Annotated in this window: 22 protein-coding genes, 1 tRNA gene and 1 pseudogene; 12 read left to right on the top strand and 12 right to left on the bottom strand. The window is 64.7% G+C overall.

Annotated features, from left to right (window positions below; translation table 11 throughout):
- Positions 1 to 86 precede the first annotated feature (86 nt).
- Entirely contained in the window at positions 87 to 269 is a 183-nt protein-coding gene (locus ASF00_RS06370; protein WP_055875955.1) for a CsbD family protein, read from the bottom strand.
- 122 nt (positions 270 to 391) lie between these two features.
- Entirely contained in the window at positions 392 to 1,384 is a 993-nt protein-coding gene (gene thiS, locus ASF00_RS06365) for a sulfur carrier protein ThiS (RefSeq protein WP_082463258.1), read from the bottom strand.
- A 121-nt stretch (positions 1,385 to 1,505) separates the two neighbouring features.
- Between thiS and aroQ the strand changes: the two genes are divergently transcribed.
- The 7 genes from aroQ (at position 1,506) to ASF00_RS06330 (ending at position 8,221) form a co-directional block, all read left to right on the top strand.
- The gene (gene aroQ / locus ASF00_RS06360) at positions 1,506 to 1,940 is read left to right on the top strand and encodes a type II 3-dehydroquinate dehydratase (protein ID WP_055875951.1); all 435 of its coding nucleotides are present in this window, start codon (positions 1,506 to 1,508) and stop codon (positions 1,938 to 1,940) included.
- Positions 1,941 to 1,954: 14 nt separating this feature from the next.
- A complete protein-coding gene (gene accB / locus ASF00_RS06355; protein WP_055875948.1) occupies positions 1,955 to 2,443 on the top strand; it encodes an acetyl-CoA carboxylase biotin carboxyl carrier protein in 489 nt (162 codons plus the stop codon).
- The gene (gene accC / locus ASF00_RS06350) at positions 2,443 to 3,795 is read left to right on the top strand and encodes an acetyl-CoA carboxylase biotin carboxylase subunit (protein ID WP_055875945.1); all 1,353 of its coding nucleotides are present in this window, start codon (positions 2,443 to 2,445) and stop codon (positions 3,793 to 3,795) included. The genes accB and accC overlap by 1 nt, the downstream gene beginning before the upstream one ends.
- A 102-nt stretch (positions 3,796 to 3,897) precedes the next feature.
- Entirely contained in the window at positions 3,898 to 4,233 is a 336-nt protein-coding gene (locus ASF00_RS06345) for an arsenate reductase family protein (protein WP_055875942.1), read from the top strand.
- A 184-nt stretch (positions 4,234 to 4,417) separates the two neighbouring features.
- Positions 4,418 to 4,756, top strand: coding sequence for a P-II family nitrogen regulator (locus ASF00_RS06340; protein ID WP_055875939.1), 339 nt, complete (start codon positions 4,418 to 4,420; stop codon positions 4,754 to 4,756).
- Between the two features lie 157 nt (positions 4,757 to 4,913).
- Positions 4,914 to 6,326, top strand: a complete 1,413-nt coding sequence (gene glnA, locus ASF00_RS06335) for a type I glutamate--ammonia ligase (RefSeq protein ID WP_055875934.1) — start codon at positions 4,914 to 4,916, stop codon at positions 6,324 to 6,326.
- 299 nt (positions 6,327 to 6,625) lie between these two features.
- Positions 6,626 to 8,221: an isocitrate lyase gene (locus ASF00_RS06330; protein WP_055875931.1), complete on the top strand. Its 1,596-nt coding sequence runs from the start codon at positions 6,626 to 6,628 to the stop codon at positions 8,219 to 8,221.
- A gap of 106 nt (positions 8,222 to 8,327) precedes the next feature.
- On the opposite strand, the gene treY is transcribed toward ASF00_RS06330, so the two are convergent.
- Genes treY through glgX form a run of 4 tightly spaced genes read right to left on the bottom strand, consistent with a single transcriptional unit; the run spans position 8,328 to position 16,544 of the window.
- On the bottom strand, positions 8,328 to 10,769 hold the full coding sequence (treY, locus tag ASF00_RS06325) for a malto-oligosyltrehalose synthase (protein ID WP_055875928.1): 2,442 nt from the start codon (positions 10,767 to 10,769) through the stop codon (positions 8,328 to 8,330).
- On the bottom strand, positions 10,766 to 12,739 hold the full coding sequence (malQ, locus tag ASF00_RS06320; protein WP_055875925.1) for a 4-alpha-glucanotransferase: 1,974 nt from the start codon (positions 12,737 to 12,739) through the stop codon (positions 10,766 to 10,768). Before malQ ends, treY begins: the two co-directional genes overlap by 4 nt.
- Entirely contained in the window at positions 12,736 to 14,445 is a 1,710-nt protein-coding gene (gene treZ / locus ASF00_RS06315) for a malto-oligosyltrehalose trehalohydrolase (RefSeq protein ID WP_055875920.1), read from the bottom strand. The genes malQ and treZ overlap by 4 nt, the downstream gene beginning before the upstream one ends.
- A complete protein-coding gene (gene glgX / locus ASF00_RS06310) occupies positions 14,442 to 16,544 on the bottom strand; it encodes a glycogen debranching protein GlgX (protein ID WP_235525649.1) in 2,103 nt (700 codons plus the stop codon). Before glgX ends, treZ begins: the two co-directional genes overlap by 4 nt.
- 175 nt (positions 16,545 to 16,719) lie before the next feature.
- On the opposite strand from glgX, the gene ASF00_RS06305 reads away from it, so the two are divergent.
- Positions 16,720 to 17,823, top strand: a complete 1,104-nt coding sequence (locus ASF00_RS06305; protein WP_055877073.1) for an NADH:flavin oxidoreductase/NADH oxidase — start codon at positions 16,720 to 16,722, stop codon at positions 17,821 to 17,823.
- A gap of 105 nt (positions 17,824 to 17,928) precedes the next feature.
- On the opposite strand, the gene ASF00_RS06300 is transcribed toward ASF00_RS06305, so the two are convergent.
- From ASF00_RS06300 to ASF00_RS06290, 3 genes are read right to left on the bottom strand one after another with little or no spacing between them, the layout of a single operon-like run.
- A complete protein-coding gene (locus tag ASF00_RS06300) occupies positions 17,929 to 18,732 on the bottom strand; it encodes an SDR family NAD(P)-dependent oxidoreductase (RefSeq protein ID WP_055875914.1) in 804 nt (267 codons plus the stop codon).
- Between the two features lie 28 nt (positions 18,733 to 18,760).
- Positions 18,761 to 20,596, bottom strand: a complete 1,836-nt coding sequence (locus tag ASF00_RS06295) for a glycoside hydrolase family 15 protein (RefSeq protein ID WP_055875910.1) — start codon at positions 20,594 to 20,596, stop codon at positions 18,761 to 18,763.
- Complete coding sequence (locus tag ASF00_RS06290) at positions 20,589 to 21,380, bottom strand: glucose 1-dehydrogenase (RefSeq protein ID WP_055875907.1); 792 nt, start codon at positions 21,378 to 21,380, stop codon at positions 20,589 to 20,591. Before ASF00_RS06290 ends, ASF00_RS06295 begins: the two co-directional genes overlap by 8 nt.
- A gap of 177 nt (positions 21,381 to 21,557) precedes the next feature.
- Here ASF00_RS06290 and ASF00_RS18315 point away from each other — a divergent pair, with 177 nt between their 5' ends.
- Positions 21,558 to 21,713, top strand: a complete 156-nt coding sequence (locus tag ASF00_RS18315) for a hypothetical protein (RefSeq protein ID WP_156348206.1) — start codon at positions 21,558 to 21,560, stop codon at positions 21,711 to 21,713.
- Positions 21,714 to 21,722: 9 nt separating this feature from the next.
- On the opposite strand, the gene ASF00_RS06285 is transcribed toward ASF00_RS18315, so the two are convergent.
- On the bottom strand, positions 21,723 to 21,983 hold the full coding sequence (locus tag ASF00_RS06285; RefSeq protein ID WP_055875904.1) for a hypothetical protein: 261 nt from the start codon (positions 21,981 to 21,983) through the stop codon (positions 21,723 to 21,725).
- 124 nt (positions 21,984 to 22,107) lie between these two features.
- On the opposite strand from ASF00_RS06285, the gene ASF00_RS06280 reads away from it, so the two are divergent.
- Positions 22,108 to 22,197, top strand: a tRNA-Ser gene (locus ASF00_RS06280).
- A 421-nt stretch (positions 22,198 to 22,618) separates the two neighbouring features.
- Here the strand turns inward: ASF00_RS06280 and ASF00_RS19215 are convergent.
- Positions 22,619 to 22,840: pseudogene (locus ASF00_RS19215) on the bottom strand (glutathione S-transferase N-terminal domain-containing protein); the annotation flags it as partial.
- A 69-nt stretch (positions 22,841 to 22,909) separates the two neighbouring features.
- On the opposite strand from ASF00_RS19215, the gene ASF00_RS17870 reads away from it, so the two are divergent.
- Complete coding sequence (locus tag ASF00_RS17870; protein WP_082463257.1) at positions 22,910 to 23,113, top strand: DUF5818 domain-containing protein; 204 nt, start codon at positions 22,910 to 22,912, stop codon at positions 23,111 to 23,113.
- 152 nt (positions 23,114 to 23,265) lie between these two features.
- Positions 23,266 to 23,769 carry a MucR family transcriptional regulator gene (locus ASF00_RS06265; protein ID WP_055875899.1) on the top strand — a complete coding sequence of 168 codons (504 nt, stop codon included), beginning with the start codon at positions 23,266 to 23,268 and terminating at the stop codon, positions 23,767 to 23,769.
- Between the two features lie 67 nt (positions 23,770 to 23,836).
- Here ASF00_RS06265 and poxB read toward each other — a convergent pair whose 3' ends face one another.
- Positions 23,837 to 25,558 carry a ubiquinone-dependent pyruvate dehydrogenase gene (gene poxB, locus ASF00_RS06260; protein ID WP_055875896.1) on the bottom strand — a complete coding sequence of 574 codons (1,722 nt, stop codon included), beginning with the start codon at positions 25,556 to 25,558 and terminating at the stop codon, positions 23,837 to 23,839.
- Between the last annotated feature and the right edge of the window lie 59 nt (positions 25,559 to 25,617).

Below are 25,617 nucleotides of genomic sequence, written 5' to 3'. Positions count from 1 at the left end.
GTGATACCCTGCGCCCCGACTGATGCGCAAAGAAAAGGCCGCCCCGATTTCCCGGGGCGGCCAATATTCCTGTATCGAGCCAAAGCTTAGATATCGTCGCCGAGTGCGCCCTTGACGCTGCCCTTGACGTTCTGCGCGGTGCCCTTGGCCTGCTGCGCTTCGCCTTCGGCTACCAGACGGTCGTTATCGGTCGCCTTACCAACGGCTTCCTTGACGTTGCCTGCAACCTTGTTGCCTGCCGCTGCGACCTTGTCGGTGAACTCGCCCATGAGATCCTCCACTTGTTTCGCTGGCCCGCCAATCGGGCCGCTTGAACTTGTGAGGGTATAACGGCCGTCTTTACCGTGGGTTCCGTGACGTTTGCGTCATGACCCAGTTTGCTAGGGCACGATCAGATCAAACCGGCCAGCGGGCTCGACGGGTCAGCGTAGCGTCGCTGCCCCATCCGCCCGGCGCGATAGGCCAGCCGCCCCGATTCGACCGCGGCCTTCATCGCCGCCGCCATCATGAGCGGATCCTTCGCTTCGGCGATCGCGGTGTTCATCAGCACGCCGTCGCAACCCAGCTCCATCGCGACCGCTGCATCGGAGGCGGTGCCGACGCCCGCATCGACCAGCACGGGCACCCCTGCCCCCTCGACGATCAGCCGGATCGTCACGCGGTTCTGGATGCCAAGCCCCGAGCCGATCGGCGCGCCCAGCGGCATGATCGCGACCGCGCCCGCATTCTCCAGCCGCTTGGTGGCGATCGGATCGTCGACGCAATAGACCATCGGCTTGAAACCCTCATTCGCCAGAATCTCGGTCGCGCGCAGCGTCTCGACCATGTCGGGATAGAGCGTCTTTGCCTCGCCCAGCACTTCGAGCTTCACCAGCTCCCAGCCGCCCGCCTCGCGCGCCAGCCGCAGCGTGCGAATCGCCGATTCGGCATCGAAGCAGCCCGCGGTGTTGGGCAGGTAAGTGATCTTCTTGGGGTCGATGAAGTCGGTGAGCATCGGTGCGTTGCGATCCGACACATTGACACGGCGCACGGCGACCGTGACGATCTCCGCGCCCGACGCCGCGACGGCGGCGGCGTTCTGCGCGAAATCCTTATATTTGCCGGTACCGACGATCAGTCGTGACGTGAACGTCTGCCCCGCGACGGTCCAGCTGTCGGAATGATCGCCGCCGCCGACGAAATGCACGATCTCAAGGTCGTCGCCGTCCTCGACCATGACGTCTGCCAGCGTCGAGCGCGGCACCACTTCCATGTTGCGCTCGACCGCGATCTTCTCGGGAACGAGGCCGAGTTCGGTAGCGAGTCCAGCCAGCGAAAGCCCGGCGGTGACGCGCTTGTGCTCGCCGTTGACGGTGATCGAGACGGTGCCATCGGAATGGGGCATATGTGTGTGATCCACTATACAGCGAAGGCGCGGCTCGACTTGTCGCGAGACGGGCCTGTAAGGAATGGCGTGACGCGCATATAGAGACCGCTCCCCAGCGCCCGCAACCGAAAGGCCACCCTTGCCCGATACGATATTCGTCCTGAACGGCCCCAACCTCAACCTGCTGGGGACGCGCGAGCCGGAGATCTATGGCGACGAGACGCTCGACGATATCGCCGGGATGCTCGAGGACCGCGCGCGCGAACTCGACCTGACGATCGACATGCGCCAGTCGAATCACGAGGGGCACCTCGTCGACTGGATCCAGGAGGCGCAGGCGCGCGGTGCCAAGGCGGTGATTCTCAACGCCGGCGCGTTCACGCACACCTCGGTCGCGGTCCATGACGCGATCAAGGGCGTGAAGACGCCGGTGATCGAAGTGCATCTTTCCAATCCCCACACCCGCGAATCGTTCAGGCATGTGAGCCTGGTCGGGCAGGCGTCGAAGGGTACGATCGCGGGTTTCGGCGCGCTTTCGTATCTGCTCGCGCTTGAAGCCGTCGCACGGTTCTGACAGGAGGCCCCGCCATGACCGATACAACTGAAAATACGGGCGCAATGCAGGTCGATGTGACCCTGGTGCGCCAGCTCGCCGAACTGCTCGACACCACGCAGCTGACCGAGATCGAAGTCGAGGACGGCTCGCGCCGGATCCGCGTCGCGCGCAAGGCCGCCCAGGCCGCGCCCGTCGCGCATTACGCGCCCGCCCCCGCTGCGGCCCCCGTCTCCGCCCCGCTCGCGATCCCGCAGGCCGAGGTCGGCGCGTCGGCCCCTGCGACCAGCGCGAGCGCGGTCAAGTCGCCGATGGTCGGCACCGTCTATCTCGCCGCCAACCCCGAGGCCAAGCCGTTCTCGACCGTCGGCCAGAAGGTCAATGCGGGCGATACGCTGCTGATCATCGAGGCGATGAAGGTGATGAACACGATCGTCGCACCGTCGGCCGGCACGGTCACCGCGATTCTCGTCGAGAACGGCCAGCCGGTCGAATTCGACCAGCCGCTGGTCGTGGTGGAATAATGCCGCAAATCAAGAAGCTGCTCATTGCGAACCGCGGCGAGATCGCGCTGCGGATCCACCGTGCCTGCCATGAGATGGGCATCAAGACGGTGGCGGTCCATTCGACCGCGGACGCCGATGCGATGCACGTCCGGCTCGCGGACGAGGCGATCTGCATCGGACCGCCGTCGGCCACCGACAGCTATCTGAACATCCCCAACATCATCTCGGCGGCCGAGATCAGCGGCGCGGACGCGATCCATCCGGGCTACGGCTTTCTCAGCGAGAACGCGCAGTTCGCCGAGATCGTCGAATTGCACAACATCCTGTTCGTCGGCCCCAAGCCCGAGCATATCCGCACGATGGGCGACAAGGTTCAGGCCAAGCGCACCGCGGGCGCGCTGGGGCTTCCGCTCGTCCCCGGCTCCGACGGCGCGATCAGCGACATCGCCGAAGCTAAGGCGATCGCCGAATCGATCGGCTACCCGGTCATCATCAAGGCCGCGTCGGGCGGTGGTGGTCGCGGCATGAAGGTCGTCAACGACGCCGAAGACCTCGAAACGCAGATGCAGCAGGCCGGCAGCGAGGCGAAGGCCGCGTTCGGCGATGCCACCGTCTACATGGAAAAATACCTCGGCAATCCGCGGCATATCGAATTCCAGATCTTCGGCGACGGCAACGGCAACGCGATCCATCTGGGCGAGCGCGACTGCTCGCTCCAGCGCCGCCACCAGAAGGTGCTTGAGGAAGCCCCCTCGCCGATCATCACCGCCGAAGAGCGCGAGCGGATGGGCGGCATCGTCGCCAAGGCGATGGCCGACATGGGGTATCGCGGCGCGGGGACGATCGAGTTCCTGTGGGAAGCGGGCGAATTCTACTTCATCGAGATGAACACCCGGCTTCAGGTCGAGCATCCGGTGACCGAGATGATCACCGGGCTCGACCTCGTGCGCGAACAGATCCGCGTCGCCGAGGGCCATCCGCTGACACTGCGCCAGGAAGACGTGCAGTTCCGCGGTCACGCGATCGAATGCCGCATCAACGCCGAGGATCCGCGCACCTTCGCGCCGTCGCCGGGGCTGGTGAGGGTCTATCACGCGCCGGGCGGGATGCATGTCCGCGTCGATAGCGGGCTGTATGCCGGCTACCGCGTGCCGCCCTTCTACGACTCGATGATCGCCAAGCTGATCGTCTACGGCACGACCCGCCAAGGCGCGCTGCGGCGGTTGCGGCGTGCGCTCGAGGAGATGGTGATCGAGGGCGTCACGACGACGATCCCCTTGCACCGCGCGCTGCTCGACGATCCCGAGTTCCAGGAAGGCGCGTACACGATCAAGTGGCTGGAAGAGTGGCTCGCCAAGCAGGGGGCGTAAGCTCCTTTGCTACCTAGAGTGTTCTCCCGCGAAGGCGGGAGAACACGAACCGGGCGGGACACGTGTTCTGACAGGGGCGAGTTCGATAACGACGGAGCATGCGTGAAGGCGACGATCTACCACAACCCACGCTGCTCCAAGTCGCGCGAGGCGCTCGCGTTGCTGCAGGATGCCGGCGCGGACGTCACGATCGTCGAATATCTCAAGACGCCGCCCTCCCGCGCGGAGCTAATCCGCCTTTACGACTGCGCCGGCATGACGCCGCGTCAGGGCCTGCGCATGGCGGAAGACGGCGCCAAGGCGGTAAAGCACGGCGATGCCGAGGCGATCCTCGATGCGATGATGATCGATCCGTTGCTGATCGAGCGCCCGCTGGTTGAAACCGACAAGGGCGTCCGTCTCGGCCGCCCGATTGCCCGGCTTCACGAGATCCTGTGATCGCGGCCTCTGCCCTCGCATTGCGCACGCTCCCAGCGATTGCCGCAATTTCGGGCAGTGAAATCAATGCTATTCCGCGGTTGCCCGAGGGCGCCGCGGCTGGCACGTTTGGTGCAAGGCGCCCGGGAGGGCGTACGGCTCGCTCGCTAGGGCGAGGCTTTCAACGACAACCGGGGGCGTACCTGTGAAAAAGATCGAAGCCATCATCAAGCCGTTCAAGCTCGATGAGGTGAAGGAAGCGCTGCACGAGATCGGCGTCAGCGGCATCACCGTGACCGAAGCCAAGGGCTTCGGCCGGCAGAAGGGCCACACCGAGCTGTACCGCGGCGCGGAATATGTCGTCGACTTCCTGCCGAAGGTGAAGCTTGAGGTGGTCGTCGAGGACGGCCTTGCGCAGCGCGTCGTCGAGGCGATCGCCGCGGCCGCGCAGACCGGCCGGATCGGCGACGGCAAGATCTTCGTGATCCCGGTCGAAAGCGCGCTGCGCATCCGCACCGGCGAGCGCGACGACGACGCAATCTAGTTCAGATCCACGCATACGGCGTTGGTCAGTTCCTGTTGACGGGGGGTGACGACATCGTCATTTGACGCAGCGCAACATTGTGTGGAAATCACGTTCCATACCGCAATTAGATTCCCCGCATGACGCGGTGGAAGTCTCAAAACGAAGGGCAAGCATCATGGCGAATTCGGCCTCCGACGTTCTCAATATGATCAAGGACCAGGAGATCGAGTGGGTCGATCTGCGGTTCACCGATCCCAAGGGCAAGTGGCAGCACCTCACGATGGTCGCCAGCCTGATCGGCGAAGACGAGCTGACCGACGGCCTGATGTTCGACGGCTCGTCGATCGAGGGCTGGAAGGCGATCAACGAGAGCGACATGACGCTCAAGCCCGATCTCGATGCGGTCTATGTCGATCCGTTCTCGGCGACGCCGATGATGATCCTGATCTGCGACATCGCCGATCCCTCGACCGGCGAGCTGTACGCGCGCGATCCGCGCTCGACCGCCAAGCGCGCCGAAGCGTATCTGCTGACCACCGGCGTCGGCGACACCGTCTATGTCGGCCCCGAAGCCGAATTCTTCATGTTCGACGACGTCCGTTTCGAGAACAGCTATTCGACCAGCTACTACAAGATCGACGACATCGAGCTGCCGGGCAATTCGGGTCGCGAATATGAGGGCGGCAACCTCGGCCACCGTCCGCGCGCCAAGGGCGGCTATTTTCCGGTCGCGCCGGTCGACAGCGCGGTCGACATCCGCGGCGAAATGGTCTCGACGATGATCGAGATGGGCCTGCCGTGCGACAAGCATCATCACGAGGTCGCGGCCGCGCAGCATGAGCTGGGCCTGACCTTCGGCACGCTGACGCAGACCGCGGATCGCATGCAGATCTACAAGTACGTCGTCCACCAGGTCGCGCATGCGTACGGCAAGACGGCGACGTTCATGCCCAAGCCGATCAAGGAAGATAACGGCTCGGGGATGCACACGCACTTCTCGATCTGGGAAGGCAAGACCCCGCTGTTCGCCGGCAACGGCTATGCGGGCCTGTCCGACATGTGCCTGTATTTCATCGGCGGCATCATCAAGCACGCCAAGGCGGTCAACGCGTTCACCAACCCGACGACCAACAGCTACAAGCGCCTCGTCCCCGGCTACGAAGCGCCCGTGCTGCTCGCCTATTCGGCCCGCAACCGCTCGGCGTCGTGCCGCATTCCGTACGGCACCGGCCCCAAGGCGAAGCGCGTCGAAGTGCGTTTCCCCGACGCGCTGGCCAACCCGTATCTTGCTTATGCGGCGCTCATGATGGCGGGCATGGACGGCATCCTGAACAAGCTCCATCCGGGCGAAGCGATGGACAAGAACCTGTACGACCTGCCGCCGGCAGAACTCGCGCAGGTCCCCACCGTCGCTGGGTCGCTCCGCGAGGCGCTCGACTGCCTGCTCGCCGATCACGACTTCCTGCTGAAGGGCGACGTGTTCTCGAAGGACCAGATCGAGAGCTATGTCGAGATCAAGCGCGCCGAAGTCGCACGCTGGGAAATGACGCCTAGCCCGGTCGAGTATGACATGTACTACAGCGGCTGAGCTGCCGTGCCGGCAGCGGTGCGCGAAGGCGCACAGCCGCTGTCGGCCGGCGTCGCGAGTAGCGACGACCGACGGCGTGGCTTCGCCACGACGCTGACCGACAAGAGGGCGCCCGGAGCAATCCGGACGCCCTTCTTCTTTGTCCCGCTTCCAATCACCGCCCTCTGTAATCTTCTTTACACAACGACATCCACGACATTGCTCAGGTGACATCAACACCTCGTGGCGGAGCGGATTCTCCACCAGAGCCGGTGTCAACAACCCTACACGACGATCAACGCAGCAGCGAAGGATCGCCCATGACCTACCAGACGCATATCACCCGGATGACGACGCTCATCGCCGACCAGAACGGCACATGGGACGCGATCTCGCCCGAATCGGTCGCGCGGATGCGGCTCCAGAACCGCTTCGCCACAGGCCTCGACATCGCGCGCTACACCGCCGCGATCATGCGAAAGGACATGGCCGCCTATGATGCGGATCCGGCGAACTACACCCAGTCGCTCGGCTGCTGGCACGGGTTCATCGCGCAGCAGAAGATGATCAGCATCAAGAAGCATTTCGGCACCACCGACCGCCGCTACCTCTACCTCTCGGGCTGGATGGTCGCCGCGATGCGCAGCGAATTCGGCCCCCTGCCCGACCAGTCGATGCACGAGAAGACCAGCGTCCCGGCGCTGATCGAGGAGCTCTACACCTTCCTTCGCCAGGCCGATGCGCGCGAGCTCGGCATGATGTTCCGCGACGTCGACACCGCCCGCACCGCGGGCAATGCGATCGAGGAACAGCGCCTTCTCAACGCGATCGAGAACCACCAGACGCACGTCGTGCCGATCATCGCCGACATCGACGCGGGCTTCGGCAACGCGGAGGCCACATACCTGCTCGCGCGGAAAATGATCGAGGCGGGGGCCTGCGCGCTCCAGATTGAGAACCAGGTCAGCGACGAGAAGCAGTGCGGCCACCAGGACGGCAAGGTCACAGTCCCGCATGAGGACTTTCTCGCGAAGGTCCGTGCCTGCCGCTACGCGTTTCTGGAACTGGGCGTCGAGGACGGCATCATCGTCACGCGCACCGACTCGCTCGGCGCTGGCCTCACCAAGCAGATCGCGGTCAGCAAGACGGCGGGCGACCTGGGCGACCAGTATAACTCGTATCTCGACTGCGAGGAGATCGACCCCGCCACCGCGCAGAATGGCGACGTCATCCTCAACCGCGACGGCAAGCTGCTGCGTCCGAAGCGCCTTCCGTCGAACCTGTTCCAGTTCCGGGCCGGCACGGGTGAGGATCGATGCGTGATGGATTGCATCGCCAGCCTGCAAAATGGTGCCGACCTGCTCTGGATCGAGACCGAAAAGCCGCACATCGAGCAGATCGCCGGCATGGTCGACCGCATCCGCGCGGTCATTCCGAACGCCAAGCTGGTGTACAACAATTCGCCAAGCTTCAACTGGACGCTAAACTTCCGTCAGCAGGTCTTTGATGCCTGGAGCCAGGTAGGTCAGGATGTGTCGGCCTATGACCGCGCACGCCTGATGAGTGTCGAGTATGACGGCACGCCGCTTAGCGATGAGGCGGACGAGCGCATCCGCACCTTCCAGGCCGATTCGGCAAAACGCGCCGGCATCTTCCACCACCTTATCACGCTGCCGACCTATCATACCGCGGCACTCTCCACCGACAATCTCGCCAAGGAGTATTTCGGCGATGCGGGAATGCTCGGCTATGTGAAGGGCGTCCAGCGCAAGGAGATCCGCGAGGGCATCGCCTGCGTGAAGCACCAGAACATGTCCGGCTCTGACCTTGGCGACGATCACAAGGAATATTTCGCTGGCGAGGCGGCGTTGAAGGCTGGCGGCGCGCATAATACGATGAACCAGTTCGCTGCCTGACAATCTGGCCGGAGCGAAAGCTCCGGCGCTTGACTAGCGTTGTCCGGATGGCGCGACGAAAGGCCCGTCCAGCGACGCGGCCTGGCCGTGTCGCGCCAATGGCTGGTCAGGCTGAACTCGGATCAAAAACATCGATGAAAACCGACTGTTCAGCGAGAATGTCGGCGACGGCCTCCCCCGACCCAAGTACCGTATCGCCCCACCAAGTTCGGCCTTCCACGTTATCAAGATAGCGTTCCGCGCAGCGCAAGGCGACGACGCACCGCAAGGTCGTACGGCTGTTGGACCGCTCAAATGCCAGCACTTGGTCGGAGCGAAGCCCCGTAACGGCGATCGGCGTATAATCCCCCGTCGCAAACAGCGCAGGATGCTTGCGACGCAGCCGTAAAAGGCGCTGGATGATCGCCATCTTATTAGGCGTATCCACGTCCGCAGCCTTGCGGAGCCGTGCATAGTCGACCGGTCGGCGGTTGTCTGGATCGACCAGACTGAGATCAGCGGCTTCCGTACCCTGATACAAATCGGGGACGCCGGGCACCGTGTAGCGCAGTACGACTTGCGCGAGACTATTGGCATCCGCGACGGGCGCAATCTGCACGACGAACGCGACCATGTCATCGAGAAACGCCCGCGACCGATCTGGACTGAGCAGCGCACGCGCGACATCGTGACAATGCGTCTCATAGGCCTCATCGGGTGCTTCCCACGACGAGCGGAGTTTAGCTTCGCGTAACGCTTTTTCCTGCCAGGCTACGACCCGCTCGGCATAGGCGGAAAGACCGTCGGCATCCGACGCGGAGAGCCGCTCGGGCCATGCGCCGAACAGCGTCTGGAGCAGCATATAGGTATCGGCGGGATCGACCCTCTCGGCAAAAGGCGCGGCCAGAGCGAGCCAATGTTCGACCCGACCAAGCCAGAGACCTGGCACCTCGCTCAATACCGCGAGCCGCGCGCGGACGTCTTCGCCCCGCTTGTGGTCGTGCGTGGCCGTCGCGAGCATGGCGGCTGGCCAGTCGCGCGCGCGGCCGATCATCGCGGCGTGAAACTCACCGATAGGAAGCGACATCCGCGCGGCATCGAAGCCGACGTCGTTGCGCGACAACAAGCGACCATAGCGGTAGAAGGCGGTGTCCTCGACCGCCTTGGCGGCGATCGGCGCGGACAGTTGCTGGAAGCGTCGCACGGCGTCGGCCGCGAGCGCGGCGTCGCCCGGACCTCCGCCTGCGAGCCAATCGAGAATCTGGTCGACGACCGCGCCTTCGCCGGGCGGCACGAAGCGCGCGACGCGCTGGCGGACGGTGTCCCGGATCGCTGCGTCTGATGCGGGTGCAGCATCCCCAGTTCCGTAAGTGCGGTAGACCGGAAAAACCCAGAGCAGGCGTTCGATGGCGCGGTGGAGCATCCCGGCGGTGAAGCCGTCGCACTCAGGGGCGGACCGTGCCAACGCGACGAAGGCCTCGACGCAGCGGCGATGTTGCGCGTCGAACTGCCATGCGAGCAGCTCCTGGCGGGCCCGCAGTTCTTCGGGTGCGAAGTCGGCGGAGCGTCCACTGACGTCCGCCCACAGTTGGGCGAGCGGTTCGGCGCCGGCCGGGGCGTGCAGCAACGCGGTGACCTGTTCCATGAAGTCGTAGCCGCTGGTGCCGTCGACGCCCCAGTCGGTGCTGAGCGGTTCGCCATCGGCGAGGATCTTCTCGACGACGATGTAGGCCGGGCCGGGCGGCGCATCGGCGGGACGTTCGATCGCATCGAGCCTCGCGCGGAGCTGACGGCAATAGCCGGCGGGATCGGTCAGGCCGTCGACGTGATCGACGCGGACGCCGTCGATCAGACCCTCGGCATAGAGACGAAAATACAGCGCGTGCGTGGCGTCGAACACCACAGAGTCCTCGGCGCGGAGCCCGGCGAGGTCGTTAATCGTGAAGAAGCGCCGCCAGTTGAGTTCGTCGTTGGCGACGCGCCATGACTCCAGACGGTAGTGCTGGTGGTGGTGGAGTGCGGCGATGTCGTCGGTGGCGGCGGTCGCCTGATCCTCGTCGCGGATCGGCAGGCGGTGCTCGCCATACGCCTCGAGGACGTAGCGGCCGTCGACCTGCTCGACCTTGAGCGCATCGCTCGCGAGCGTTTCGGCGAGCGGATCGCCGAGGATCGGGAGAACCAGCTTCTCGCGCCAGTCGATGTCGAAATAGCGGGCGAAGTCGCTGGCCTGGCCGCGGGCGAGGACGTCGTTCCACCACGCATTCTCGCCGCCGGCGACGCCCATATGGTTCGGGACGATATCGATGATCACGCCCATCCCGCGCGTGCGGAGCGCTGCGACGAGGCTGCGGAAGGCGGGCTCGCCGCCGAGTTCGGGGTTGATCCGGGTCGGGTCGACGACATCGTAGCCGTGGGTGGAGCCGCTGCGGGCGGTGGTGATCGGCGAGGCGTAGAGGTGGCTGATGCCAAGATCGTCGAGATACGGCACCAGCGCCTCCGCGTCGGCGAAGGTGAAGTCCTTGTGGAACTGGAAACGGTAGGTCGCGCGCGGCGTATTGGGGGCAATCATGCGGGTCTCGTGGCGTTGAGCGCGTCGATGCGGGCGGCGACGTCGGGGCGGGTCAGCAGCGCCTCGGTCGTGTCGGGCATGCGGCGGCGCCAATTGGGATGCTCGTCGATCGTGCCGGGGAGATTGGGTTGCTCGATGAGGCCGGCGAGATCTTCGATCGGGATGATCGCGAGCGCGCAGGGCGTGCTGGCGACATGCGCGATCGCGGCGTCGACGACGGGGGCGGTATCGTCGGGCGCGGGCTGCGATGTGTCCGTGTCGATGGCGGACCAGAGCGCGGCGCGATCTTCATTGCGCCTGGCGCGATCGGCTGGTTCATCGGGCGCTTCGGACTTGCGGCCGAGGTCCCAGGTCCAGCCGATATCGCGGCCGCTCCACCAGCCGGCGATCGTCGCAAGGTCGTGGGTGCCAGTCATTGCGACCGCGTCGGTCGACCAATTGGCGGGGGGAACGAAGCCGTCCGCGTCGCGCTCGAACCACAGGACGCGCAAGCCGAGCATGGCGCGCGCGTCCATCGCCTCGCGGAACCCGTCGGGGACGGTGCCGAGGTCTTCGCCGATGACGATCGCCTTCGCGCGCTGCGACTCCATCGCGATGATCCGCATCAGGTCGTCGAACGGCATGTCGAGATACGCGCCGTCCGCAGCGGAGGCGCCTTCGGGGACGACCCACAGGCGGCGGAGGCCGAACGCATGATCGATGCGGATTCCGCCGGCATGCGCGAGCGCGGCGCGGATCGTCGCGATGAAGGGGGCGAAACCGGACTCACTCAGCGCTTGCGGGTCGAAGCCGGTTATACCCCAACTCTGGCCGTCGGGGCCGAGCGGGTCGGGGGGCGCGCCGATCGACAGGCCGGTGAGCAGGTCGCCGCGTCGGCTCCAGCCGTGGCTGCCGCCGGGGTCCATGCCGACCGCGAGGTCGGCGATGAGGCCGATCGCCATCCCGGCCTCCTTGGCCGCCTTTTGCGCGGCATCGAGATCGCGGCGGGCGAGCCACTGGAGGAAGACGTAGAAGGTGACGTCTTCAGCGTGCTCGGTCACGAAGCGACGGACGGCTGGTCCGGCGGGGTCGTGATAGTCGGTCGGCCAGTGCTGCCAGCCCTTGGCGCCGGTGGTGGCGAAGAAATGCGCGTGGAGCGCGTCGAACTCGGCATGGCGTTCGAGGTCGACGCCACCTTCCTCGCGAAATGTCGCCAGCATTTCGGCAAGGTTTGGAGCGGTTTCCCCAAAGACTCTGCGAAGTTGTGCGAGCTTTGCCGGGATCGCGCTCTGCCACGCGATAAGATCGGGGGCAGAGTCGTCGGACACGATGCCGAACGCGGACGGGGCGCCGTACAGGCCGTTGAGGAATTGACGGCTCGAGGGTGCGTAGGGGCTGTACCGGCTGGCGTCGGCGGGGAACAACGCGTGCGTCGGGCTGATCGCAAGCGCGTCGGCACCGCGCGCGCCGAACGCGCGGGCGGCTTCGGCGAGCGAGGCAAAGTCGCCGAACGCGTTTGGCGCGTCGGTGCGGAGGCTCGGAATCTGGACGGCGGGCGCCCAGAGTTTGCGACCCGGTAGCGCGTCGGCGATCGTATAGCAGCGGCGTGGGGCAACGAGCAGGTTTATCACTTCGCCCTGCATTTCAAGACGATGGTAGCCGCTCTTGTTTATCGGTCCCAACGTGCCGCCATTAAAAGCGACCGACTGGGTCGTGCCGTCTTCCAGCGTGAGTTCGGCGATGCCCGATACCTTCGTGGCGATTCGGATCGGATCGCCCATGTCGACCGATACGAAACGCGGACTCCGCGCGTTACGCGCTTCGATCGCGGCAAGGCTGTCGACGATCTGCTTCTCGCTGGCGGACGGATGTCCGAGGCGGTCTAGGATCGCCTGTAGTGCATCGCCGACGACCGTCTGACGCGAGCCTGCCGCGTCCTGCCATTCGGGTTGCAGGCCCGCGGCGATAGCGAGTTCGCGGAGGCGGTTCATCGCTCCAGCCAGACTGCCACGCTAGCAGCATGCCCGGGCTCGCCGTCGCTGAATATCGGCAAGACCTCTATGGCAGGAAAACGAACAGGATCCTTGCCGAGATTGAGCGCGATGGTGAGGATCGCGCCGTCTCCCATCGTCCAGCGCGCGACCACCGCCCCCTCGCCGATCGCTTCGGCGCCGGTCGCGGTCGTGCCGCGTAGACGGGGGATGATCTGCGCGTGGCGGATCGTCAGCAGCGTCCGGTACAGGTCCTGCCAATCGGCCGCATCGGGACCACCGCGCGCGCGCGACCGCTCGAAGGTTGCATGCGCGTTGGGGTCGGGGATCGCCTCGCGCGCCTCCGGGTCGGCGAAGGCAGCGAACTTGGCGAACTCCTTGCGGCGGCCTTCGCGGACGGCGTCGGCGAGGTCGTCGTGGAAGTCGGTGAAGAACAGGAACTGGCTTTCGCTGCCGTGATCGTCGCCGATGAAGAGTAACGGGATTTGCGGGCCGAGCAGCAGCAACGCGGTGGCGGCGCGCAGCGCCTGGCGGTCGGCGAGCAGCGTCAGGCGTTCGCCCATCGCGCGATTGCCGATCTGGTCGTGGTTCTGAAGGAACGCGACGAACGCGGTCGGCGACAGATGCGCGCTGGGCTTGCCGCGCGGCTTGCCGTCGTGGTTGGGGGAGCCCTCCCCCTGGTAGATGAAGCCTTCGCCGAGGCAGCGTGCCAAGCGTTCGGCGGGGCGGTCGGCGAAGTCGGCGTAATAGGCGCTGGTCTCGCCGGTGAGCAGGACGTGGAGGACGTTGTGGAAGTCGTCGTTCCACTGCGCATCGAACGCGGCCGGGTGGAGCCGGTCGGCGTCGTTGCCTTCGTTTTCGAGGACGAGGTGGACGTGGCGCCCCGCGGTCTTCTCGCGCAGTTCGGCCGCCATCGCGTCGAGGAACGCGTCGTTCTCGATCGCGTGGACCGCGTCGAAGCGAAGGCCGTCGACCTTGTAGTCGTTGAGCCACATCAGCGCGTTGTCGACGAAATAGCGGTGGACCGGCGCCTGATCGACCGCGACCGCGCCGCCCCAGGGGGTGTCGACGTCGGCGTGGAAGAAACCCTTCGCATAGGCGCCGAGATAGTTTCCGTCGGGCCCGAAGTGATTGTAGACGACGTCGAGGAACACCGCGAGCCCGAGCGCGTGCGCGCGGTCGACCAGCGCCTTCAGCTCGTCGGGCGTGCCGTAACTTTCGGCGGGGGCGTAGGGCAGCACGCCGTCATAGCCCCAGTTGCGCGTGCCGCCGAACGCGTTGACGGGCATGAGTTCGATCGCGGTGATGCCGAGCGCGGCGATTGCCGGAAGCTGGTCCGCGACGCCGGCGAAGCCACCGAGCGTGCCGACATGGACCTCCTGGATGACCATCTCTTCCCACGCACGGCCGCGCGACGCCGGCGTGCGCCACGCATAGGCATCGTGATCGACCACGACGCTCCAGCCGTGGACGCCGCCGTCCTGCGCCCGCGCGGCCGGGTCGGGAACCGTCAGATCGTCTGCCAGCCGGAACCGGTAGCGGACGCCGGCGCCCACCGAGGCGGTCACCGCGAACCAGCCTTCCGGATCCCGGGTCATGGGCATCGCGTCGCCGCCGGCGATCTCAAGCGTCACGCGGTCACGGTCCGGCGCCCACAAGCGGAAGGTGGCGCCATCGTCGGCGAGCGTAGGTCCCCAGGCCGTCATGCTGCTGCGATCGTCCAGGACAGCAACGCCGCACCCTGCGGGGGAAGCTCGTAGCTGTCCTTGATCGGCGTGGCAGGCTGCTCGGGTTTGCTGCTGTCGATCAGCACGGTCCGCTCGACCTCTGCCGGAGGTGGCATGTGGAAGGTCAGCGGGCCTTCCGAGGCGTTGAGCAGGAGCGAGATCACCTGCACTTCACCGGACTCCAGCTCGCACGCGCGACGCATGACCAGCGCGCGGCCGTTGGTGTTCTCCCAGTCGTCAGGCGTGAGCTGCAGGCCACGTTCGTCCCACCATTCGATGTCCTTGAGGCCCTCGGCGGGCGTGTCCTCACCGTAGAGGAAGTTGCCCGCGCGGAGCATCGGATAGTCGCGACGCAGCGCGATCAGGCGCGCGGTGAAGTCGATCAGCGCGTTACCCTCGGGGGACTTCGCCTTCTCCCAGTCGAGCCAGCTGATCTCGTTATCCTGGCAATAGGCGTTGTTGTTCCCGTTCTGCGTGCGGCCGAACTCGTCGCCTGCGACCAGCATCGGCGTGCCGAGCGATGCGAACAGCGTGGTCAGCATCGAGCGCATCACGCGCGACCGCGTCTCGAGGATCGCGGCGTCTTCGGTCGGGCCCTCGACGCCCCAGTTGCGCGAGCAATTGTTCGAATGGCCGTCGTTATTGTCCTCGCCGTTCGCCTCGTTGTGGCGCTCTTCGTACGCGACGGTGTCGGCGAGCGTGTAGCCGTCATGCGCGCCAAGCAGGTTGACGCTGGCCCAGGGGCGGCGCGCACGGCGGTCGAACAGATCGGCCGAGCCGGTCAGGCGGGCGGCGAGATCGGCGCGTTGCGCATGATCGCCGCGCCAGAACTTACGCACCGTGTCGCGGTACTTGTCGTTCCACTCGGCAAAGCCGGGGGGGAAGTTGCCGAGCTGATAGCCGCCCGGGCCGATGTCCCACGGCTCGGTGATGAGCTTCAGGCGTCCGAGCACTGGATCCTGGCGCAGCACGTCAAAGAACCCTGCACCGGGATCGAAGCCGGTATCCGTCCGGCCCAGCGTCAGCCCGAGGTCAAAGCGGAAGCCGTCGATGCCGAAGCTGGTCGCCCAGTAGCGCAGCGAATCCGCGACCATCTGGAGCACGCGCGCCTTGGTGAGATTGAGCGTGTTGCCGGTGCCGGTGTCGTTGATCGAGAAGCGCGGATCGTCCTTGACCAGTCGGTAGTAGCTCGCATTGTCGAGCCCGCGCCACGACAGCGTTGGCCCCTGTTCCGAGCCCTCGCAGGTGTGGTTATAGACGACGTCGAGGATCACCTCGATCCCGGCGGCATGCAGGCGGCGGATCGAGCGGCGCAGTTCGTTATGACTATCGGTCGCGAAGAACGAGCGTTCGGGCGTGAAGAAGTTGAGGGTGTTGTACCCCCAGTAATTGCGCAGCCCCTTCTCCTGCAGGAAGCGATCCTGGATGTAGGTGTGGATCGGCAGCAGCTCGATCGCGGTGACGCCGAGCCGTTTGAGGTGATCGATGACCTTGGGGTTGCCGAGTGCCGCGAAGGTGCCGCGTTCGGAGGGCTGGACCTCGTCGAACAGCTTGGTGAGGCCCTTGGTATGCGCCTCGTAGATCACCGTCTCCGACCAGGGCGTGTTTGGCCGAACGTCGCGCGACCAGTCGAAATGGCTGTCGGTTACGACGCCTTTGGGCATCGTCAGCGCGCTGTCGCGCTTGTCGAAGCTTAGGTCTGCGCGGGGCGACTTCACCTGATAGCCGTACATCGCGTCGGTCCAGCGCAGTTCGCCGATCATCTGCTTGGCATAGGGGTCGAGCAGCAGCTTGTTCGGGTTGAAGCGGTGGCCTTCCTCGGGGGCGTAGCGGCCATGCGCGCGATAGCCGTAGACTAGACCGGGCTGCGCGTCGGGGAGGTAGCCGTGCCAGACCTCGTCGGTCCATTCGGGAAGCGCATAGCGTTTCAGCTCGCGGCGGCCGGTCTCGTCATAGACGCACAGCTCGATCTTCTCGGCGTTGGCCGAGTAAACCGCGAAATTGACGCCCAGGCCATCGAAGGTCGCGCCCAGCGGATAGGCGGAGCCGGCGTCGAGCGTGTCGGGCAGTAGATGCAAGGCGAAGACCCCTAGTTTTAGCGCTGCGGTCGCGACTTTATCGCGGTGCAGCATTCCTTGGCGTGAAACCCGTCCGCCGGTTCCTATGTTCCGCACCGGACAGCGAGTTTTCTACGCACTCGCATCACGCATCAAGGGACATCCGCATGCCTTCCACTTTCCGATCGATCGCCGCATGAGCGGGCCCAAACTGTTCGCGCCGCTCAGGGTCGGCAACCTGACGCTGGCCAACCGGATCGTCATCGCGCCGATGTGCCAATATTCGGCGATCAATGGCTGCATGAATGACTGGCACCAGATCCATCTCGGCCAGCTCGCGCTGTCGGGCGCGGCGCTGCTGACGATCGAGGCGAGCGCGGTGCTGCCCGAGGGGCGTATCACGTACGGCGATGTCGGGTTGTACGACGATGCGACCGAGGCGGCGATGGCGGGGGTGATCGAGAGCATCCGGCGCTGGTCGGACATGCCGATCGCGATCCAGCTGTCGCATGCCGGGCGCAAAGCCTCGTGCGAGGTGCCGTGGAAGGGTGGCGCGCAGATCGCGCCGGGCGCGCCGAACGGCTGGCAGACCGAGGGCCCCTCGACGGTGCCGTTCCTGCCGGAGGAGAATGCGCCGGTCGCGCTCGACGCCGAGGGACTGGCGCGGGTGCGCGACGCGTTCGTGGCGGCGGCGGTGCGCGCAGCACGGCTCGGGATCGATGCGGTGCAGTTGCATGCGGCGCATGGCTATCTGCTGCATGCGTTCCTCTCGCCGCTCTCGAACCGCCGCGAGGACGCGTATGGCGGCAGCCTCGAGAACCGGATGCGTTTCCCGCTCGAAGTTTTCGATGCGGTGCGGGCGGCGTTTCCGGCAAAGCGCGCGGTGACGATGCGCGTATCGGGGACCGACTGGGCCGAGGGCGGCTGGGACTCCGACCAGACGGTCGCGTTTGCCAAGGCGCTGGAAGCGCGCGGGTGCAGCGCGATCCATGTGTCGAGCGGCGGGATCACGCCGGCGCAGGAGATCCCGGTCGGGCCGAGCTATCAGGTGCCACTGGCGCGCGCGGTGAAACAGGCGGTGTCGATCCCGGTCGTCGCGGTCGGGCTGATCACCGACTTCGAGCAGGCCGAAGCGATCATCGGGACGGGCGATGCGGACATGATCGCGCTCGCCCGGACCATCCTGTACGACCCGCGCTGGCCCTGGCATGCGGCGGCGCACCTTGGCGGGAAGGTCAAGGCGCCTAACCAATATCTGCGATCGCAGCCGCGGCAATTCAAGGATCTGTTCCAGGCGTAGGCTTTCGAAACAGCCTATTCCCCCGCTGCGGCGGGGGGGCGGGGTTGCAGACGATTTCGTCTGAGATCCCCGCCCCCGCCTTCGCCGGTAATCAGATACGCGTGCTCAGCCCGCGACTGTCATGACCGAGCCGGAATCCACCCGGATATTCGCACCGTTGATAAAGCTGGCGCGCTCCGAGCACAGGAACACAATCGCCGACGCGACCTCTTCCGCCTTGCCACGGCGCTTGAGGGTCATCGCGGGGCGCTCCTCCTCGAGAAACGTCTCGATCGCCTCGTCGAAACTCGTGCCTTTCTCATCGGCGCGCTTCCGCATCATCTTGTCGGTCATCGGCGTGGCGATGAAGGCGGGCGCTACGGTGTTCACCAGCACGTTGTCGCAGCCATACGCCTTCGACAGCCCCTTAGACAGGCTCGAAATGCCTGCCTTAGAGGCGCAATACGCAAGCTCATCCACATAAGGCTGAACCGCGTCTTCGGAGCTCATGAGCACGATGCGGCCCCATTTGTTTGCGCGCATCGCCGGGATCGCCTCGCGACACACGCGCACCGCGCCCATCAGGTTGATGTTGAGCGTCGACTGCCAACCCCCATCATCGACATCGAGGAAATCGCCGGTCGCGCCCGTCACGCCTGCACAATTGACGAGGATGTCGGGTTCGCCGAGTTGCGCCCGGACTTTGGCGAATAGGGTCGTCACGTCGTCCAGCTTGGTGAGGTCCGCCTCGACCGAGATCACCTCGCCATGCGCCTTCAGGTCCTCGACGCTGGAGTCGAGATCACCGCCCGGCTGGTCGGTGATCGCGACCCGAACACCTTCCTGCAATAGCAGCCGGGCGGTTTCCTTGCCCATGCCGCTGTCCGCGCCGGTTACGAGCGCGATCTTGCCTGCGATATCGAGATTCATGATGCCGTCCTTTCGGTGGTGATGAAAATCATGCCCATTCCCGCGGACCGTCGCGGTCGAGCGCGCGATCGAGGTAGAAGGCGGCGCTGATCAGCGCGAGGTGGCTGAAGCCTTGCGGGAAATTGCCGAGGAAGCTGCCGTCCTGTGCGATCTCCTCGGCGAAGAGACCGACATGGTTGGCGTGCGCGAGCAGCTTTTCGAAGTTCAGCCGCGCCTCGTCGAGCCGCCCCGCCCGCGCGAGGCATTCGACATACCAGAACGAACAGGCGACGAACGTCCCCTCCTGCCCCGGCAAGCCGTCGTCGATCCGATACCGATAGACCTGCCCGTCATCAGATAGGTCATCGCCGATCGCCTTCAGTGTCGCGAGCCACTTCGGATCGGTCGCGCCGATGAAGCGGACCAGTGGCATCATCAGCAACGCGCCATCGACTGCCTTGTCCTCGGGTGCATCGCCAAGCGCGCGGACGAAACGGCCGAGGTCGTCGTTCCAGAAATTGGCCCAGATATCGTCATGGATCGCGGTCCGAACTTCCGACCAGCGTACCAGCGGCCCGGGCAACGAGCGCTTCTGCGCCAGCCGCACAGCGCGATCGACTGCAACCCAACTCATCAACCGCGAATGAAGATAATGCTTCTTCGGTCCGCGGACTTCCCAGATGCCTGAATCCGGCGTCGCCCACGTCTTGCAAATCTGATCGACGATCCGAGAGATCGCGACCCAGGAATCGTGCGCGATCGGCTCGCCATACTTGCTGCCGAGATAGGTCGCGTCGAGCAGCGCGCCATAGATGTCATGTTGCGTCTGATCCTTCGCCTCGTTGCCCACGACGATCGGTGACGCAACCTCGAAACCCGCTAGGTCGAGCTTGCGTTCATCCGCGATCTCGCCGCCGTCGAGTGCGTACATCACCCCAATATGGCCCTGCGAACAGGCCTGCGCGCGGTCCATCGCCCAGTGAAGGAAGCCGACGGCCTCACCCTGATAGCCCAGCCGCAGCAAGGCGTAGACAGTGAACGACGAGTCGCGGATCCACGTCGCCCGGTAATCCCAATTACGGACACCACCAGGCGCTTCAGGCAGACCGAATGTAGCCGCTGCGGCGATCGAACCATGCTTGCGAGAAGTGAGCAATTTGAGTGCCATCGCGGAACGCTCAACGGTTTCGCGCCAGCGCCCCCGATAGAGCGACTTGCGGCTCCACGTGCGCCAATAGGCAATGTCCTTCTCGACGACGGCATCAAGCGCAGCGGTGTCAAGCGAGACGTCGTCAGGATTGCTCAAGACCAGCGAAACGGTGTCACCTTCGTTGAGATATATGTCGGCGGTGAGGTCGTAGCCGTCGGCGACGAGCGTACCCGGGCCGTGGAGCGCCAACGCCAATCCGCTCTCATGATCGAACCGGCCACGCGAGACGTTCTCGCCATTCGCGGTGACCGACGCCGTCCGGCCCACGACGCCATAGTCGAACCGCGGCGCGCATCTGACATGGATCCTGGCTGATCCGCGCGTGCAGGTCAGTCGGCGGATCACGCGCGATGGTGTGTCATCCGCCGAGTCCCCAACCGGCATCAGATCGACCAGGTCGACGCTGGCCGCGTTTGCCATCCAGCGGGTGAGCAAGATGTTGGTCTCCGGTAGATACATCTGGACGATGTTCGCATCGGAGAGGTCGGGCTCGACCGCGAAGTGCCCGCCTTTCTTGCCGTCGAGCAGGCGCGCGAAGACCGACGCGCTGTCGAGACAAGGCCAGCAGAGATAGTCGATCGTTCCCGCCGTATCGATCAGCGCGATCGTCTCCAGGTTGCCGATCGCGCCGTGATCCGCGATCAAGATCCGGGGCTCCACCACCCGCTCAGCCATTGTCACGAAAGCCGGGATAGAGCGACATGCCGCCATCGATCGTCAGCGTCGATCCGACGATATAATCCGCCGCGTCCGAGACGAGGAACAGCGCAGCGCGCGCCACGTCCTCCGGGTCGCCGATGCGGCCATATGGGATCAGCTCGAGCAGCTTGTCCTGATCTGCGGTCGCGTCGGCATTGATCTCGGTCGCGATCGCGCCAGGGGCGATGCCGTTCACGCGGATGCGGTCTCCGGCAACCTCCTGCGCAAGCGTCCGCATGAGCATCCCGCTGCCACCCTTCGATGCCGCATAGTTGGCATGGCCTGCCCAGGGGATAACCTCGTGCACCGAACTCATGAACAGGATCTTTCCGATCGATCGGCTGATGCCGCGGTCACCCTGCTTACGGAACCGGCGCACGGCTTCGCGCGCGACGAGGAACTGCCCCGTCAGGTTGACGTCGATGACGCGCTTCCAGTCCTCCAGTGTCAGGTCGGCAAACGCTGCGTCCTTTTGCATGCCGGCATTGGCGAACACAATGTCGACGCCGCCGAAGCGCTCGGTCGTCTCGTCGAAGAGCTTCAATACCGCCGCCTCGTCCGACGTATCCGCCTCGCAGGCGAACGCCTCGCCGCCTGCGTGTTCGATCGCCTCGACCACCTCGCGCGCTTTGTTGGCGCTGCTATTGTAGTTGACCGCAACCTTCGCACCCGCATTGGCAAAGGCGATGGCGGAGGCGCGGCCAAGACCCGAACTTGCGCCGGTGACGATCGCGGCCTGGCCCGTCAGGTCGTTGTGCATAGCTGGTCTTTCGCTTGGGAACAGTGCCGCCTCAACGCGCCCAGCGAACACTTTCTCCCTCGGCGCTCGACGCAAAAGACGTCACCCCGGTGCACAACTCAGGTTTTTCACGCGGTCGCCAATCTTTGGTTAACGGTTCGCGGGCATGATGATCGGCATCGCAAGGGATGTGGATCGATGGCACGTCAACAGGATGTCTTCACGCTGGTCGGTAACCGGATGCGCATCGCGCCGACTCGGTTGGACCTGATGCCGACCGAGTTCGACCGGCCATCAATCTCCGACCTGATCTGTCGGATCGACCGCGCTCTTCAACAGCGCCGCGCCGCCTGATCACGCTTTCTAAGACCGGCCCGAGAATCCCATGAGGTGTGCATAGGCCTCCGCGGCTCGCCGCTCGTGCGCATTCTCGAACGCAACCGCTGGTGCCGGCGCTTCGCCGGTCGCTCGCAGCACCGCCCATAGCGCAAATCGACGCCCGGGCTCCCGCTCGGTCCCGAACGCCAGCGACACCCGGTCCCGCCCGACTTCGAGCGCGTGGGGATCGAGCGTATCAATATCGGTCGTCCCGAAGAAATGCTGCGAGATCGAGTCTAGGTGCATTCGCGCGCTTTGCCGCGGGCGCGGTCCGCATGCAAATGGTTCGGCGGGTTCCCCATTCAGGACCGCCGACGGCAGGTGTTGCGATCATGCCGCGCACCGCCTAGATGCGCTCACCGACTGGCTTGGAAGAGTGTCCGAGTGGTTTAAGGAACTGGTCTTGAAAACCAGCGAGGGTGTAAGCCCTCCGTGGGTTCGAATCCCACCTCTTCCGCCAGCCCCGAGTGCGTGTGTCCGGCGCCGAACACACTAGGCCGGTCACCAAGCTGCCAAGGTACGAGGCGGACCATCGCCTGCGCAAACAGTCGCGACCCGACAAACGCAGCTAGGCGGCGTTGCAGGTTCGCGAGCGCCAACTGTTCGAAATAGCCACTATCGGTTGCTGCGAACTGCCGGACGAACGGCAGGATCGCGATATCGGTGAAACTCGGCCGACCGTCGATTGAGACGCCTTGCCCGGCATACCATGTCTCGAGCTGTTCCAGGATCGCGGTCGCCGCATCGCGGTGTTCTATCGCGTCCTCGGGATACCGCTCGGCATATTTATAGCGATCGAGATGATGCTTGAACGCGGTATCATTGGTTGCGATCAAAGCTTCGGCCGAAGCGTCCAGGGTCTCGACGTTGCCACGCTGCGCATACGCCCAGCGCATGATGTCGAGGCTCTGATCGATCACTCGGCAGTTGGGCAGGATGAATACCGGCACCGTCGCTTTGGGCGAAACCGCGACCATTGCCGCCGGCTTCGCCCGCAGTGAGACCTCACGCAATTCGACCGACAGCCCGTTCGCGAGCAGCGCGAGGCGCGCGCGCATCGCATAGGGGCAGCGGCGAAAGCTGTAGAGGATGGGGAGCGACATCCGTATTCCCTAGCTGATCACCCCGTCCATGTCCGGTGATCTTGTCAGCATGTCATGCGTTACCGCTTAATGACCATCACACCCACGCCAATCGATGAAACCGGAACGCTGATCCGTGAGGACGGTGCGTTCGTATTGCAGCGCGATGATGGGGGCAGATACCAACTTCAATTGGCACGCGTACCGGTCGATCATGTTCATAAGCGCGTGCGTATAATCGGCGTCGCCATAACAGCGGATCTGGTCAGCGTTGATGGTGTATCGAACGCCTGACACAGTGATCGGCCGACAGACTAACGCGCACTTATGCAAGAAGAATATTGTCAAAGATGTCATCTCTTCGCGGGTTTTCATTTCGATGCGCACGTTGTAGTCACCCCCCCGCCGGGGGGCCGTAGAGACAAGGACTGAGTGTGACCGATACAATGAATGCCGTGGAACTGGCCGCGGAACTGACCGCAGCCTGGCTCGCAAACCCGAACACTCGCACGTCGGCCGACGACGTCCCGGCGTTTCTGCTCTCGATGCATGCCGCCGTGGTCAAGCTGACCAACGGCGAGGACAGCGATGCAGAGACGGCACCGGCGCAGAGCTATGAGCCTGCCGTCACGGCGCGCAAATCGCTCGCGTCGCCCGATCACATCATCTCGATGCTGGACGGCAAGAAGTACAAGACGCTACGCCGCCACCTCACCACTAACGGACTGACGCCCGAGCAGTATCGCGAGCGGTTCAACCTCAAGGCAGACTATCCGATGGTCGCCGCGAACTATTCCGAAGCGCGACGCGCGATGGCGAAGTCGATCGGTCTGGGTCGCAAGGCCGGCAGCACGGTCGAGAAGGCTGGGGACGCCGTGGGCAAGACTGTCCGCAAGAGCGGGAAGGCCGCGCTCGACGCTGCCAAGAAGACGCTCGGCAACGAAGAGTAAGCAAGACTGGGGAGGGTCGACGACCTTCCCCACCTTCCCCGCTGGCTCTGTGCAGTCGCCGCACCACCTACCGTAAATTGGTCCGCGCGAGTTCGATCACCTCGTCGCCGCGACCGTTGAGGATCGCCTTTGCCATATACAGGCTGAAGCCTTTCGCTTGCTCGGCCTTGATCGACGGCGGCATCAGCAGTTCATAAGATGCGGTCTTCACCGAAACCAGCGCCGGTCCGTCATGCGCGAAAGCCCGTCGCAGCGATTCCTCGAGATCCGCGGACTCGGTGACATTGATACCCAGGATACCAGAGGCCTGCGCGATCATCGCGAAATCCGGATTCTCCAACTTCACGTTCACGTCGAGAAACCCGCCGGCCTTCTGTTCGAGCGCGACGAACCCAAGTTCGCCGTTATCGACGATCACGATCTTCACCGGGAGGTTGAGCTGTTTCAACGTCAACAGGTCACCCATCGACATCGCGAACCCCCCATCGCCCGATAGCGAGATGACCTGACGCGCGGGATACGCTGCCTGTGCGCCGATCGCCTGCGGCAGTGCGTTCGCCATCGATCCATGATTGGCCGAGAAAAGCAGCCTGCGTCTGCCGTTGACGGTGATGTAGCGACACGCCCAGGCGGTCGGCGTGCCGACATCGGCGGAGATGACCGCATCGTCCGCGGCCACATCGCTCAAGACCTTTGCCAGATACTGCGGATGGATCGGGCGCCCCGGCTTTGACGGCGTCGCGAGGTCGTCGAGGCCCTTGCGGGCGCTGGCATAATGGCTGCGCGCCGCATCGATAAATTTGCGATCGGTCCTTCGCGTCAGCCGAGGCAGTACCGCCGCGAGCGTCTCCCCGACATCGCCGACGATGCCGAGCGTGAGCGCCGCGCGTTTCCCGAGTTGCGATGGATCACGGTCGACCTGGACGATCTTTGCGCCCTTCGGATAGAAGTTGCGATACGGAAAGTCCGTGCCGAGCATCAGCAGTAGCTCGCCGTTTTCCATCGCCTGATAACCCGATGCAAAGCCGATCAGACCGGTCATGCCGACGTCGAACGGGTTGTCCCACTCGACATGCTCCTTGCCGCGCAGCGCGTGGACCACCGGCGCGCCGAGCGTGTCCGCCAGCGCTACGACGGCATCATGCTGTCCTGCACAGCCCGCGCCGGCCAGGATCGTGACCGTTCTGGCCTCGTCGAGCAAGGTTACCAGCGTGTCGATATCGTCAGCATTCGGTACGATCCGCGGCGCATTCAGCCGAGGGAACATCCCGGTCGCTCCCTTCGGCGCATCGAGCAGCGCGACGTCGCCGGGCACCACGATCACCGCAACACCACGTTTGCCGATGGCAGCGCGCATCGCCCGGTGCATCACCTCCGGCATCTGTGCCGGGTTGGTAACAAGCTCGACGAAGTGGCTGCATTCGCGGAACAGTTCTTGCGGATGCGTCTCTTGGAAATACCCAAGGCCGATCTCGGACGACGGGATATGTGCGGCGATAGCCAGCACCGGGACATGGTTCCGATGACAGTCGAACAGACCGTTGATGAGATGCAGATTGCCCGGGCCGCAACTGCCTGCGCATACCGCGAGTTCGCCGGTCAGCGACGCTTCAGCGCCTGCCGCAAACGCCGCGACTTCCTCGTGGCGGCTCATCATCCAGTCGATGCGACCCATCTTTCGCAGCGTCTCGTTCAAACCGTTGAGGCTATCACCGGTGACGCCCCAGATTCGCTTTACACCGGCGTCGGCCAGCGTGAGTGCCATGATGTCGGCGATCGTTTGAGCCATTGCGCGTTCGTTCCCATGTGATGATCCGCCCCCGTGATGCCCCGTCGAAACTTCCGCGA

The organism is Sphingomonas sp. Leaf34 (genome assembly GCF_001421805.1).
In the GTDB taxonomy this organism is placed as follows: Bacteria; Pseudomonadota; Alphaproteobacteria; order Sphingomonadales; family Sphingomonadaceae; genus Sphingomonas.
Note: the sequence above shows the minus strand (reverse complement) of the source record. Positions and strands in the feature narration are given on the sequence as shown.